Source organism: Nostoc sp. (assembly GCF_036919675.1).
Classification (GTDB): Bacteria; Cyanobacteriota; Cyanobacteriia; order Cyanobacteriales; family Nostocaceae; genus Nostoc.
The window spans coordinates 25,273-39,886 of record NZ_JBALCP010000133.1 but is presented as its reverse complement, the minus strand read 5'-3'; the positions used below and the strand labels follow the sequence as shown (position 1 = coordinate 39,886).

At 40.3% G+C, this 14,614-nt stretch carries 11 protein-coding genes and 1 pseudogene; 3 read left to right on the top strand and 9 right to left on the bottom strand.

The genetic code is table 11. The annotated features are described in order from the left end of the window. Positions 1-85 precede the first annotated feature (85 nt). The 8 genes and pseudogenes from V7K49_RS29955 to V7K49_RS29920 form a co-directional block, all read right to left on the bottom strand. Positions 86-1,667 (bottom strand): annotated as a pseudogene (locus V7K49_RS29955) (group II intron reverse transcriptase/maturase). A 540-nt stretch (positions 1,668-2,207) separates the two neighbouring features. Further along, positions 2,208-4,898 carry a helicase-related protein gene (locus V7K49_RS29950; protein ID WP_335208874.1) on the bottom strand — a complete coding sequence of 897 codons (2,691 nt, stop codon included), beginning with the start codon at positions 4,896-4,898 and terminating at the stop codon, positions 2,208-2,210. Between the two features lie 31 nt (positions 4,899-4,929). Next, complete coding sequence (locus V7K49_RS29945; RefSeq protein WP_335208872.1) at positions 4,930-5,301, bottom strand: four helix bundle protein; 372 nt, start codon at positions 5,299-5,301, stop codon at positions 4,930-4,932. Positions 5,302-5,354: 53 nt separating this feature from the next. Continuing rightward, a complete protein-coding gene (locus tag V7K49_RS29940) occupies positions 5,355-5,594 on the bottom strand; it encodes a hypothetical protein (RefSeq protein ID WP_335208871.1) in 240 nt (79 codons plus the stop codon). A 410-nt stretch (positions 5,595-6,004) separates the two neighbouring features. Beyond that, complete coding sequence (locus V7K49_RS29935; protein ID WP_335208870.1) at positions 6,005-6,592, bottom strand: hypothetical protein; 588 nt, start codon at positions 6,590-6,592, stop codon at positions 6,005-6,007. 34 nt (positions 6,593-6,626) lie between these two features. Then, positions 6,627-8,006, bottom strand: a complete 1,380-nt coding sequence (locus V7K49_RS29930; protein WP_335208869.1) for an Eco57I restriction-modification methylase domain-containing protein — start codon at positions 8,004-8,006, stop codon at positions 6,627-6,629. A gap of 186 nt (positions 8,007-8,192) precedes the next feature. Further along, positions 8,193-8,651 (bottom strand): hypothetical protein, encoded by a 459-nt coding sequence (locus V7K49_RS29925; protein WP_335208867.1) that lies wholly within the window; start codon positions 8,649-8,651, stop codon positions 8,193-8,195. Between the two features lie 437 nt (positions 8,652-9,088). Continuing rightward, positions 9,089-9,220: a hypothetical protein gene (locus V7K49_RS29920; protein WP_335065454.1), complete on the bottom strand. Its 132-nt coding sequence runs from the start codon at positions 9,218-9,220 to the stop codon at positions 9,089-9,091. A gap of 624 nt (positions 9,221-9,844) precedes the next feature. On the opposite strand from V7K49_RS29920, the gene V7K49_RS29915 reads away from it, so the two are divergent. Then, positions 9,845-11,500, top strand: coding sequence for a metallophosphoesterase (locus V7K49_RS29915; RefSeq protein WP_335208865.1), 1,656 nt, complete (start codon positions 9,845-9,847; stop codon positions 11,498-11,500). A gap of 79 nt (positions 11,501-11,579) precedes the next feature. Here V7K49_RS29915 and V7K49_RS29910 read toward each other — a convergent pair whose 3' ends face one another. Beyond that, on the bottom strand, positions 11,580-12,512 hold the full coding sequence (locus V7K49_RS29910) for a serine hydrolase (RefSeq protein ID WP_334866769.1): 933 nt from the start codon (positions 12,510-12,512) through the stop codon (positions 11,580-11,582). A 9-nt stretch (positions 12,513-12,521) separates the two neighbouring features. Here V7K49_RS29910 and V7K49_RS29905 point away from each other — a divergent pair, with 9 nt between their 5' ends. After that, positions 12,522-13,244, top strand: coding sequence for a C40 family peptidase (locus V7K49_RS29905; protein ID WP_334866767.1), 723 nt, complete (start codon positions 12,522-12,524; stop codon positions 13,242-13,244). Next, on the top strand, positions 13,241-14,254 hold the full coding sequence (locus V7K49_RS29900) for a glycosyltransferase family 2 protein (RefSeq protein ID WP_335208864.1): 1,014 nt from the start codon (positions 13,241-13,243) through the stop codon (positions 14,252-14,254). The genes V7K49_RS29905 and V7K49_RS29900 overlap by 4 nt, the downstream gene beginning before the upstream one ends. Positions 14,255-14,614: the final 360 nt, after the last annotated feature.

The following is a 14,614-nucleotide window of genomic DNA, read 5'->3' as shown; positions in this document are numbered from 1 at the left end:
GTTGAGTCGATGGGGGATATTATTCCCCGCACCTCTCAGTTAAATCTGGGCGTGCGGCTTTCACCGCACCCAGCTTCCGATGTTCTTAGCTTGCGCTTTTGCTCATGTGCTGGTAATCGTGGCAACTCTCGTGAATTGCTTCAAGATTATTTTTATTCCAGTTGGCGTGATTTTTATTTATGTGATGTAGATGAACCCGTTCTTCATCAAAAAATTTCAGACCGCAGGAAGCACATTTATAGTTTTGCTTTTTAAGAGCTTTAGAGGTTTCACCGTCGTAGAGCTTACTATTGCGTTCGCTCCAGTAGGCGAGGTTTCCATCAAAGGGTGATTTATTCCCTTTGACCATGACATGTTTACCTTCGGAGTTAGGAACCTTTGGAAATGCCTTTTTAACTAGCTTTTCGCTAGAGTGGCGTGTCTGTTTTGATTCCCTGTTGAATACCGTGTAGGTTCTGTGGTTTAAAAACCAAAGTGAGAACCTTGCCCCACTCATCTTACAGAATTTATGGTAATTCCTCCAGCCTCTAACTATTGGGGAAAGCTTTTCAGCTTTTACCTTAGAACCATAATTCGAGTTGTTGACGATGTGTTTTACTTGTCTTAGGAATGCTTTGAAGTTATCCACTGAGGGTGTTCTTCTGAGCTTTCCGTTTTTCTGGACTTTAAAGTGCCAGCCGAGGAAATCAAACCCATCTGTCGCGGCGGTAACTTTGGTTTTCTTTTGGCTTACTTGCATTCCGCGTTGGCGGAGGAACTCGCTGATTCTTTCAAGTATCTCTATCGCATTATCTTCGGGTCGGAGTATAATAACCATGTCATCCGCATATCTTACTGATGGTTCGATAATGCGTTTATCTGGTGTTTTATCTGTTATTCTGTCGCCACGTTTGTAGTTAATGTGGTATCTGTGTATACTCTCAATCCCATTCAGTGCGATGTTGGCTAGCAATGGGCTAACCACTCCACCTTGCGGTGTACCCTGTTCGGGAAATTCTGGGTTGACTCCAGCCTTGAGGCATCGGAATATTCCGAGTTTTAAGCCTTTGGGGGCAATGAGTTCGTCCATTATTGCTGAGTGGTTAATCCGGTCGAAGCACTTTTCGATATCGAGTTCAATTACTCGTTTTTCTATTCCGATGGCACTGGACTTGAGGTTTGCAGAAATGTACTGTTGTGCATCATGGGCAGAGCGCCCAGTTCTAAACCCATAACTCCTGGCGTGGAAAGTGGCTTCGTGTGCTGATTCTAGTGCATATTTTGCTAGGCATTGCCAAGCTCTATCCGCGATGGTAGGTATCTTAAGCATTCTGGTAGTCCCGTCCTTCTTGGGGATGGGGATTTCCCGTAGTCCTTGATGCTTCCAATTTCCACTATTCATTTTCAGTAGTTCTTCAAGGTTGAAGCGTTCTTCAAATCAGAGGGATTTTTTGCCATCAATACCAGCCGTCTTTTTACCAGCGTTTAGCTGAGATACTTGTCTGATTGCAAGAAATCGAGCCGAGGTTGATTTTAAAATAAGCTTTTGGAGTAACCGAGCTTTCCGCTTGTCTCCAACTTGAACAGCTTTATACACGCGATGAGTGAAGGCGGAAAAGATTTCGGCGGAATTTCTTCCACGGTAAAGCTCTCCAAGATTCACTAGTTTTTACACTGTGTCTAATCATTTTCTCTTCTCTGGTTAGTGTATTCTGAACACCTCGCAACAATTACGTTGCGTCCTACCCAAATCAAAGGAATTCCGTATCCCGTCTTACCTACCTGGGGTTCGACTTCCCCAAGACCTTTGACTTGTTTTTATTCGTTCCCTCGGTAAGATTGATTGTTCCGTTAGATGTAGCCAGTTCAACTGCTGGATTCCCTGGACTCTTTGCCGTTACTATGGACTTGTTCGGCGGGAATGATCTCCAGCGAGGTCAGGGGTTTACGTTGCGCCCTGCCTTTTGATAAGTTGCTTTTCTAGGCTCTGTTTCATCATGGGAACTCCCTGTTAGCGCCAGTGTCAACCCGCAACGGCTGTCTGATTGCACCCTGCTCCCAGCTTCACTCTACAAGAACCGAGCTTGTTCGGTGTGGGCAGGTAAGGAGTCAAATCTGAGTCTGATTGGTAGGGCTTTCACCTACATCTGACCGAGAGTTCAGCCTTTAATGACAGTAATCTGCTGTCGGGCTGGGTTAGTTATTTACGGACTGATTACCGTGATTCGCTAACCAACGAATCGCACGCCCATATCAAAAATACTCAACTGTTTCCCCTGTTTTTCATAAATAGCATACATTGCTTCTTCATTTAGTTGTTCAGTTCGGTCAAGAATTGCAGCATCTTCACCAATAGAGTCATGAATTTCTTGAATTCTATTTTTTAGCTTTTGCTTTAAGCCTATATTACGTTCAATACCTAATTCGGGTAAAAAGTTGTACCCATAAATTACATCTTTATCGCTACCAATTCTGTCAATACGACCAAAACGTTGAATTAGTTTTACTGGGTTCCAATGCAAATCATAATTTATTATAAGGTCGCCATCTTGGAGGTTTAAACCTTCTGCTAATACATCGGTAGCAATGAGCGTATTAATTTCAGACTCACCAGGCTTAAATTTATATTCTTTATTTGCTTTAGGTGCAAATCTGCCAACTACACGAGTTTTATTCTTATTACTTCCGCTATAAATAACATCAATATCATTTTGCTTACCTTGTGGGTTTAAATTATCGTACAGATATTTAGCAGTATCAGCGTATTGAGTAAAAATTAGCCGTTTTTTATCTTTGAGTATAGGTTTATTTAACCAATATATCAGAGTCTGTAATTTGGCATCTTTATCAGGTGTAATTGGTTCAACTAACGCCTGAATTTTTTTGAGTAAGTTAATATCTTGTTTGATATGCTGTTGTAATTTATGTCCATTAAAATCTGCTAAGTCATATTTACCAGACACTTGACGTAATACATCCATCAAATCTTGTTCTTCAGCTTGGTTATAATCTGCTGATAGCAAGATTTGTGCTTCGTCTCCTGCGGGAATAAATCCTTGAGATAGTCCATTCAAAAACCTTTCATGGACTATCAATAATTTTTGAATAGTTTCTTGAAAAGCATAAACACTCGACTCAAAGCGCTTAAATAATAGCACCCGCATTAGTCCTCGCAAATTAGCGCCAGCGCGTTGTAAAGTATTATAAGGCTCTTGTTTTTGTTTGTCTTTTAAAACATAATTCCATAACCCATAACGAGCATAGCTGAGTTCATTGAGTAGTGGTTTAGCTAGTTGACGCTTGCGAGATATGCCTAAATATTGACGTAATTCTTGGTAAAGCCCTTGGTAAGTGTTTTCAATGCTGTATTCAATGGTTTCTAGTTCTGGTTTAGGGAAAAATCGATGTTTCCCACCGACAATTACGTAAGCGCGTCGGGTTCCGTCAAGATATTCTCGGAAGTTAGCGGGGTCTACTGTTTGATGTGTTTGTGCATCAAAGCCGTAAAAACGTAAGATATGGTTGCGGGTGCGACGAATGAGGATATGAGATAGTAACTCTGGTAATTTCTTTTCGCCCTTTTCCACTAACTGGAAGTATTGCTTTAAGTCGGGAGGGTCTATCGGTAAATCTGTTTTGTCATCTTGATGAAACAGTTTTAGTTGGTAGTAGATATCCCAAGCGCTTTTGTTGCGGGGAGTTGCTGTCAATAGGCAAGAACGTTTACCTGTGGCTAAAAATGTTTCTACTACTTTATATCTTTGAGTAGTGTGATTTCGGAGATTATGGCTTTCGTCAATTAATACGAAATCTCTATCTTTATATTTAAAATCATCTAATAAAAGTTTGAAACTGTTTTCATCGTCTTCTTTCAGCATTCCCATTGATAGAATACGAGCATTTAGCTGGTATACTTCGTTGTAACGTTCCCACATTTCTAGCAGTGGTGCAGGACAAATAATTAAGGGACGGGCGCGTTCTGTTTGTTCAAAATATTTGATAATTGCAGCACCAATAAAGCTTTTACCTAGTCCGACTACATCACTGACAAAAGCGCCACCATAATCTCGAATATTTTGCACAGCATGATTAACAGCAACTTTTTGAAAATCTGCTAATTGTTTAGTAATTTCGTCTTCTAAAATCAGGTCTTTTGGGGTGGGATCTTCCAATCTATCTTTGACTAAACTATAGAGAGTTTTCATGTAAACATCATAGGGACGGACTGGAGAAGCCGCCCAAGATTGTTTCATTTCACGCATCAAGGCTTCATTAAAATCTTCCGCCTCCTTCCACAGTTCCTCAAACCAATTGGTTAATTCTGTATGATTATCGTTTCCGTGAATTATGACATTGAGTTCAGTATTATGAGTGATACCGGAAAGGGTAAGATTAGATGAGCCAACAATAGCAATACCTTTTTCTGTCCGTTCTAAGGCTCTACCTTTGTGATCATAGATAATACCATAGTCAAAAATATAGGCTTTGGCGTGTAAAGTTCCCTTGGTGTAAACTTTGACATGAAGCCGTTTTTCTTCAATCATCTGCACTAGATTTTTTACTAGTGTTTCAGCTTCATCTGTCTGATCCATTAACTCTATACTAGAACGGATATTGGCTGCTGTATCGTTAGCCATCCGTTTTTCTTCACTACGTTTCGGATATTTTTGAGCTTCAACTTTATCTGCAATTAATTCTAGTCGTCGATATCCTTGGGCGATTTGTTCGACAGTTTCGCGGTTGCTGGTGTTACCAATTAGTAAGCGTAGTTCTTTAATATTCGTGAGACGTTCTGCAATGGCGGTGAAGCCAGAAAGGAAAAAGTAACCTACTGCAAAATGGGCTGCTGCTGATGAGTCGAGAACGCAGTTGATTTGGTCTACTAATTTTTGATTGCGGTTATCTATAATATCATGCATAATTCATAATTCATAATTCATAATTCATAATTTATGATTTGGGTTTTTGCTTTAGCTTATTGATGGAAACGACTAGTATTTTGCCAATTTCATTAGCTTCTTGTAGTAAGGGGTTAAATTTTGTTGGATGTACCATTTCTGATTCCATTAATATTTCTAGCCAATATTGAGTTTCTCTACACTCTTTTAAGCTAATCTGTAACTTATGAATAAAATCAGCATTAGATTCAGCACTTTGAGCTTCTCGAACATTAGCACCTACCGAAGTCCCACTTCTTAACAATTGTTTACCTAAAGTTCGACAAACCCCAGGTTTCTCGTCGAGAAAGGAACAAGCTTTAATAATCCTGATTGCAAATTTTTTCGTTCTCTCATCAATTGATACAAAATTATTATTACTCACCCTCACACTCTTAAATTATGAATTATGAATTATGAACTATGAATTATTTAGTATTAACTGTCCCATGAATCACGTTCCTGTTGCAGTTGTCTATTTATATGCTCGGTGGTTCTGAAAGCGTGTTTACTGCGGGCTTGTTCTATTAACTTTAAGACGGAACCCCGTTTTGATGCAGACTTTTCTGGCAAAATCACAAATACATCAACGGTGTCACCAATCTCGGCTTCTTGAAGTTCTATTTCTATTTTGTTTTCTGGTAAAACTTTAGTTGTGATATGTAAAGCTGCTTGCATAATTTTTTTAACCTTATACAGTTAGGACATCTTTGTAAATATCTGTCATTGTTAGGGTTAACCCTATTGAGTTTAATTCTATACTATTATTTTTTTCCAACATTTACAGTAAACAATTCCTTTAAGTTTCTTGAGGATAGATTTCTATAATTTAATCTTAGGAATCTAAAACATATTTTTAAATAGTTTTTTTTGAGGAAGTATTCATACTGAAAGCAAGATTTATTCTCTTCTATATTCTCCTATAAACTATATAATATTGTAGTGACTTGCTCATCAGCTTCTGTTGCTTGGCTATGTGACACTATGCTTAATTGATGTTCTAACCCTTGGTTGCAAAGTGATAAGTAGTCAGCATATTTTTCGCAGGCTTCAGCAAGTAAGCCCTGTGCTTCAGCTAATTTTTTATATCAGCGACAATACCATAATTCAACTTCACGAATATCCTCATCGCTTAGTCCATAAAGTTGGTAGATCATCGCGTCAATCTCCTTTTGTTCGTAAAGACAATATGGGTAGCATGGATTATCAGCTTGTTTTTGAATAATCTGGTTAACTAAACCTTTTATTCTCTTTGTAGAACTTGTATCTAATTTAGGTAATATTAATCGTGTCAATACTTCCTCTCCAGTTTCAACTGTATGAGAGGCATAAGACTTGAGCAAATATCGACTTAGAGTACTTGTTAAAATACCGAGCATAACTTTTGGGTCTATTCCTCTAAAAAAGATCGTCGAACCCTTGTTTCCAAATATAGCGCCGCAACCAAGGCGAAATGTTGGGCTATAAATACCTGTAGGTGAGAAAGTTAAGCCTTGCTGGAAGTAGTAATGAGGGTTACGAATAACAGCAGCACGTTTTCTGCTGTCTCCTGAGTTAATCTTGCTACTCTGCCCTTTATGTTCCTTCACATCAGCAATAGTGGCTGTTTTAAGACGTTGAACAGCACTTTGTGACCAATCAATAAAATATTGTGTAGGCACATAATAGTTAGGCAACCAACCTTCGTCAGTATCACTTTCACCGCCTTTATCATGTCGTATTTTCTAGTAGGCGTTTTCTCAATGGTTTGTGACTCTTGATCGTTCGCCAAGTGTCTGAAATAATATAGCATAATTGACCACTATGTTTTAGCAATTGTAGACCACGAGCCATAAACAGACCGTAAGTATCTTTTGATTGTGCGCCCTCACTTCTACGATCAAAATAGAGATTACGCATATTATCATCTACACTTGCACCATATGGTGGATTTGCTATCACAAGGTCAAACCCACCATCTGCAAATACTTCTGCAAACTCTACTGCCCAATCAAAACCTTCAGGTACTTTTGGATTTCCATAATGTATCAGCGTAATTTGAGTTTTTAATTCATTAATTTCCTGCTCTAACTTTTGCTTCTTACCCCCTTCATGAGTCCGCATATATTCAGCTTTTTTCTCACGAAATTGGCTGATAAACTCATGTCTAATCACTCCTGTGGTTGCAGGACTTGGAGCAATCAAACTATCTCCAACTTCAATTTTATATTTTAGGTTTGGTAGTGGCGGCGGATTATCACCCTCATATTCTACAGCCAGGGATAACCATAACCGTAATCTGGCAATATTGACTGCAAAAATGTCAATATCTACACTGTAAAGATTATTTTCAATAATATCTAGCTTCCGCTGATATACAGTATTGGAATCTAGACCTTTGTTAGCAAATAAACATTGGCGCAAATCTAATAATTCATGAAGCATTCCCAGTATATAAGCACCACTTCCAGCAGCTAAATCGCAACACTTGACGCGGCGCAATGCTTCTAGAATTGCTTCTGGATTCTTAATATTATCTGGATGATGTTCATCAAGAAATTCTGATATACTATTGGTTGCTTCTCCTAATACCTGTGTTTTTAAATATCCCTTTAGTGCCTCACGACACATAAACGAAACTATCGGTTTCGGAGTATAATAACTACCAGATTCATGCCTTCCTGTTACGAGTTCCTCGAACACCTTTCCTAGCATTTCTGGATCTACTGCTACTTCTACATCTAGCGGCGTACTCTCGGTGACGGTGAAAGCAAAACGTTGAAAGAAGTCATGAATGATACTGTTTATACAATCATCTGAAACTATAATTTCATCGTTGATGTCATCTTCATCTTGCTCAAATAAACCACCGTTCAGGTAGGGTACATGACCAATCAGGTCTTTAAGTAAACCACCATTATTAATACTTGCTATATCATATTCCTGGGGGTTATTCAGTCCTAAAAAGAAAAAGTGAGAAAGTCTATCTTTATAAAAGTTTTTATTTGATGTATTATCATCTTTTAGATAAGCTTCCCACAAAGCTGATAGATAATCTATGCTTCCTTGGAATTTTAGCCAACCTTTTTTCTGGATAAATGCAATAAACATTAGACGGTTAAATAATTTTTGGGTGAATAACCGTTTACGTTCCTTGTCTGTGTTCCAGTCAATTAGTCCTTCAACTTTCTCAAAAGTTTTACGATATTCTTTAAAGAATTCCTGGGTAACTTTTTCAACATCAAATGCTTCATCATGAAGTGTCTGAATATCTAAGACTGAAGCATTAGAATGTTTTTACAAATCTAACAAACTGATTCTTTCTGTGGCTGTGCGTAATTGTTCCCCTTCTCCAACGGTAATGCGCCGGAATAGCTTTCGTTTTTGCAGAGTATTGTCATATTTGACATTAATAAAATGCCACTGCGATCGCAATTTATTAGAAAATACAAATAGTGCATAGGGATGTTCTTTCAAAAGATAATCGACAACTCTTCGTTCACCTTGTCTTGACAACTCTTCTGAACTCAAACGTGCATAAATAACGTGAAAAGCATTATTAGTACCACCGGATGCTAATAATAAGGGATCATCTGTAAGTTCATTAGGAACTGCATCAGTCAATTTTCGCCGAGAAAGTTCTTTATTAACTCGTTCGTAGTTCAACTGATTCCAAAACAATTTTTTGAGCGTATCAAGACTTTTCAGGTTTTGAAGTGAATTTAAGATAGACTCTTGCAGTTCTAATACGGACATAAATATCAAGCTTGTGGCAGATGTGTATTTTTAGCAAAAACCGCACAGTAAACTCTGACCACGAAGCTTACACCTCGCAGTATTTTCAAAGTTTTTAAAATCTAAAAAATTGCTGCTAATCAGATAAAAATCTGTTGCGTTGAAATTGTTGTATACCTCTAAATTCAAACCAATTAATCTGTAATGAGATATTTATAGAAGTAGTATGTTTCAACAAAGCTACAAATTATATAAATTTAATTTACCGGGATGATATTTTGTCCAGTAATTACACTGGATTAGGTAAAATGGAGTATAAAACTTTATAAAAGGTGGAGAAGTTTACAGATGAAGCGTAATACTGAAACTATAGCGCTTCTGGGTTGAGTCCAATACAGACCTAACCCCCAGCCCCTTCCCTTGTAAAGAAGGGGAGTAAATTCAAAGCCTCTCTCCTTTTAGGCTACGGTGTACACACAAGTCGGAAAAACTTCATCCACCAAAGATTTGCGGTGAAGCAGCGCTCTTGCTAGGGTTTCCCGGAGCAGGCGACTGCTGTTAGCGCAGCCTCTTCGACGCAGGAGCGTCACCTGTACCCCTACGGGGAAGCAAGCTACGCGTAGCGTCTCCAATAAGAGAAGGGTGCGTTACGCTGGCGTGACAAAGCTAAATTGTTGCAATCATGGCGATGCCTGCGGTTCTTCCTAGCCAACTCATTTGTTATTTCGACGAACTCATTTGTTATTTCGACGAACTCATTTGTTATTTCGGCGAACTCATTTGTTATTTCGGCGGACTCATTTGTTATTTCGGCGGACTCATTTGTTATTTCGGCGGACTCATTTGTTATTTCGGCGAACTCATTTGTTATTTCGGCGGGCGCATTTGTTATTTCGGCGTCTCCATAACGCACCCTACGAAACAACTAGAAGAGTTGAAACCTATGCTGGTCATACTTGTGTGTACACCGTAGCCTTTTAGGAGAGAGGTCAAAGTGTATTGCAAACAAACGAAAAACTCTATGGAGGATAAGTTTTAAACCCTGTCCGCAAAAAAGGCTAATAATAAGATTGCGTTCAGTCAGTGAATACTCTAAAAAATTTGGTATATTACTCATGCTCAGACGCAAAAGCCGCCGTAAAATCTTCTCAGTGGCTATGCTTGCGGTTGTTATATGCTTTATGGTAAGTGTGCATTTATTTGGGCAAACAATTATGACATCAGCACCCCAACTACTCACCGACCCATTTTTGCAACTGCCAACTGAAACCTCAGTGCGAGTAGTTTGGTTTACTGAGTTTGCTGGTGTTAATCACACAGTAACCTACGGGGAAAATCTTAAACAAACTGCTAAGGCAAATACTACCAAACTTAGTCGCACGCGTGAAGACCAAGAGTCAAGAGTTGCAAACCAAACCAAAAATAACCAAGTTTATCAAAAGCCAGTCCAGCGCGACATTTGGCGACATGAAGCTGAGGTGACTGGATTAACTCCTGGTGTGCGGCTAAACTATCGTGTTACGAGTGGACGAGAAGATGGCGAGAGTGTTAGTAGTGATGTTTTTAGCCTTGCAGCTACTCCAAAACCGGATACACCATTAAAAATTCTGCTGACCTCTGACCATCAGTTAAAGCCGATGACATCAGCAAATCTGCAAAAGGTGGTAGAAACAATTGGACGAGTGTATGGGGTATGGTTTGCCGGTGATTTGGTCAACGTTAGCGATCGCGCCTCAGAATGGTTTGATAATAATAGTGGTGGTGCATTGTTTCCCGGTTTACAAGGTCGTGCTAAATATGACATGACGCATAACGGTGTTAAGACAACCTATACTGGTGGACAAATAATTCAACATGCACCGATGTTTACTTGCGTTGGTAATCATGAGGTGATGGGGCGATTTGCCAGGATAGGAAGTTTAGATGGTGAATTTGATGATACAATTCCCCGTGTCGTTGCTCAAAAAATTTACCGGGACAAATCTTTAATAGATAATTCTTTTAATACTAATACCTACGAAGAGATTTTCTCTTTACCAAAAAGTAAAGAGGGTGGAAAAAGGTATTATGCAGTCAGTTTTGGTGATGTGCGTTTGGTGGTACTGTACGCTACGAATATGTGGCGGACTCCCAGCTTAGATGGAAAGCGTAAGGGTAGATATCAGGAAGCAGAAAAGGATTTAAATAATCCTGAAAATTGGGGTTATGGACAGCTGATTTATGAGCCAATTGCTAAAGGCAGCAAGCAGTACAATTGGCTAGAGGCAGAACTCGACAGCCCTGAGTTTAAACAAGCAAAATACAAAGTTGTGATGTTCCATCACCCGCCCCACACTCTGGGTGATAATATAGTTCCTGCTTATACAGATCCAGTTCAAATAATTGAACGGGATGGTAATAATATCAAAGCAGTGCGTTACGAGTACCCGAAAGATGCAGATTATATTATCCGCGATGTTGTGCCTTTACTAGAAACGGCTAATGTGCAATTGGTATTCTATGGGCATTCCCATTTGTGGAACCGCTTTGTTAGTTCCAGTGGAATGCACTTTCTGGAAACATCTAATGTGGGCAATACTTACGGTGCTGCTTGGGGTGACAGAAAGCGAGAAGTACCAATTGGATATCATGAGGATTATGTTAAGGTTGGTGATCCCAATGGTTTAGAGCCGATAGTGCCAACAATTGCTCCCTTGCTGGGCGAAGATGGGAAGCCGATGCCTTATATTACGAGTAATGATATTACGGTTTTCAGTATCTTTGATACGGGGATGGGTACGATTAGTAGTTATCGTTTTGATACTCGCAAGCCCGATTCGGAAGTATTGAAGTTTGACGAATTTAAGTTGAAATATAGCAATCCTATCTGATTTGTGAAAATCGTCAGCCTCAGATCCCCGACTTCTTTAGAAGTCGGGGATCTTGTTGTTCGTGAATGATTTAGGATTGCTATAGACTAGCGATCGCTTCGGCAACTAGCTTAGAAACAAAGGGCAAAATATCCCGACTCTTTGCCTGCGCTTTCCCTTCAGTAAATACCACTAAGAGGTAAGGGCGCTGTTCTGGTAACTCAATATACGCGGCATCATGGTGAACTTGACTTGTCCAACCTGCTTTTGACCAAATTTGAGCATTTTTAGGGAGTCCACCGCCTAAAAAACCTGTTACCTGATCTTCGTCTCTGTCAGTGGGCAAATCGTTGAGATTCCGTTTGAGCAAAGCCATCATTGCTTGCGATCGCCCACTTGAAACTGCCACCCCGCCTACGATACTATGCAGTAACCTGGCGATCGCATTTGTTGTCAACATATTGCGATTTTCCAGTAACTCTCCCACAAACGCCCGTTCTCGTCCATAAGCGCCATCACTCCAAGTTTTTTGACAGACGTTAATCGTCTCCATTTCTTCCCAACCCAAGGATTGGTAATAGCGGTTAACAATATTACGCTGATATTTCCAGGTTTCAAAGGGTCCAGTTGGTAAATGTGGCCCTGAGGTGGTACCACTCAGAATATCCACAATCAAGCTGGTAGCATCATTACCAGAATCTACAATCATATCCTGCAAGGCTCGCTCCAACTCCTTGGAGGTTTGACTCATGCCTTTTTCTAACCATTCGTTTACCGCCACCAGATAAAATAGCTTGACTACACTGGCGGGATAAATCCGCTCAACACCCCGATAAGTAAAACCACGGACTGAATGATCCCAAAAAGCGTTGGGAGTTAGCGCACCACCAGTATTTACTGGCACTGGTGGATCGTAAACAACCCAAGTTAACGCAATTTGATTACGGGCTAAAGTCCCAAATGCTGCCCAAGTTGCATCTAAAATGCCATTACCAAGATTTTCGAGTTGTTCGTCTTTATTAAAAAAAATCATTCTCGAGTAATGTCCTTTAATCTAAAATCCAAAATCCAAAATCCAAAATCAGGGGAGTATCAGTGTCTAGCTAATCTGAACTTATATGATTCTCCTGAATGTACACGCTTGGCAACTCAAGCCGCATCTGGGCGACATTTATGGGTAACATCAAATCATCAAAATTCAGCGGTTGAGCTGTATTTGTGTGAAGATGATTATCCGGGATGGGTATCTCTTTCAGATTTTGATTCATTACAATCTGCTACTGTACCTTATCAGGCTGCAACATTTTCTGAATCTGAAATTAAAAAACTCCTAGCAAAGGTGATCGCCTTTACCCAAAAAGCGATGCAACAATCCAATTATTACCTTTGGGGTGGTACGGTAGCACCAAATTATGACTGTTCTGGGTTGATGCAGGCGGCGTTTGCTTCGGTGAGCATTTGGCTACCCAGAGATGCTTATCAACAGGAAGGATTCACTCAACCAATTACTATTGCAGAATTAGCAGCCGGGGATCTAGTATTTTTTGGAACTAGCCAAAAAGCAACCCATGTCGGACTTTATTTAGCGGATGGTTATTACATCCATAGTTCTGGGAAAGAGCAGGGACGGGATGGGATTGGGATTGATGTTCTCTCGGAACAGGGAGATATGGTTAGTCAGTCGTACTATCAGCAGCTGCGAGGTGCTGGTAGAGTTATCAAGAGTTACGAACCACAGAGACGCACAGGACGCACAAGTATATGAGGAGTGGGTTGGTTGATCAAGGGTTGAGTCAGGAAAATGGGGTGATTTCAGCAATTGTCCCAGATGTTTCGGTGGTGGTGCCGATACATGACGAAGTGGAAAGTTTGCCGCTTTTACTAGAAGCGATCGCATCTACTTTATCCTCTAGTCAGATAAATTATGAAATAATTTGTGTGGATGATGGCTCTACAGATGGTTCCGGGGAGTTTCTCAAACAACAGGCGCAAATCCGCACTGATTTAAAGGCGGTGATTTTGCGTCGCAACTATGGACAAACTGCGGCTATGGCTGCTGGGTTTTATTATGCTGTAGGTAAAGCGATCGTCACTTTAGATGCTGACCTCCAGAATGACCCAGCTGATATCCCGATGTTATTAGCAAAGCTGGACGAAGGTTACGATTTGGTGAGTGGTTGGCGACAAAAACGCCAAGATGGTGCTGTAAATCGGTTACTTCCTTCCAAAATTGCCAATTGGCTAATTCGTCGCACTACCAGCGTGAATATTCATGACTATGGCTGTTCACTGAAAGCCTATCGGGCAGAACTGTTAGCAGATATGAATCTCTACGGGGAACTACACCGATTTTTACCTGCCCTGGCGTACATTGAAGGAGCTAGAATTACTGAAATACCAGTGCGTCATCACGCCCGTCGCTTTGGTCAGAGTAAATATGGAATTTGGCGGACATTCCGAGTGTTGATGGATTTGTTAACCATTCTGTTTATGAAAAGATTCCTCACCCGCCCGATGCACGTTTTTGGGCTGTTAGGCTTGATTTCAATGGTTTCGGGGACAGGGATCGGAATTCACTTGACGTTCGTCAAATTTGCTTTCCATGAGGACATTGGCAATCGCCCTTTGCTGATTTTGGCAGTTCTCCTGTTAGTAACTGGAGTGCAGTTGTTTTGCTTCGGTCTTTTGGCAGAATTGCTCATGCGTACCTACCATGAATCCCAAGGAAGGCCTATCTATCGTGTGCGAGAGGTAGTAGCAAAAAATATTGACTAAGGTAACAATAGTAATGATTCGTCATTAGTCATTTGTCTTAGTAAAGGATTACTCCCTTCCCGTCATAAAACTAGCTATTTATTCTTCTCTCTCTTCCTTGGCGTCCTTCTCTAACGAGCTGACAATTGAGGTCATGTGGAAAAGCCCACGAAAAACCTAACCCCCTAACCCCCTTGCCGACACAGGAAGGGGAAAATTCAAAGTCTCTCTCCTTTTAAGAGAGAGAAATAGAAGTGAGGTTTTCCAGATACTCGTGAAAAGTCAGCTCTAACGAGACGCTGCGCGTTGGCAAAGCCTCTCGTAGAGAAGGCGGTTCGTTAAAAAATTAGGTATTCCAGCAGGATAGCAGTAATAACTCTT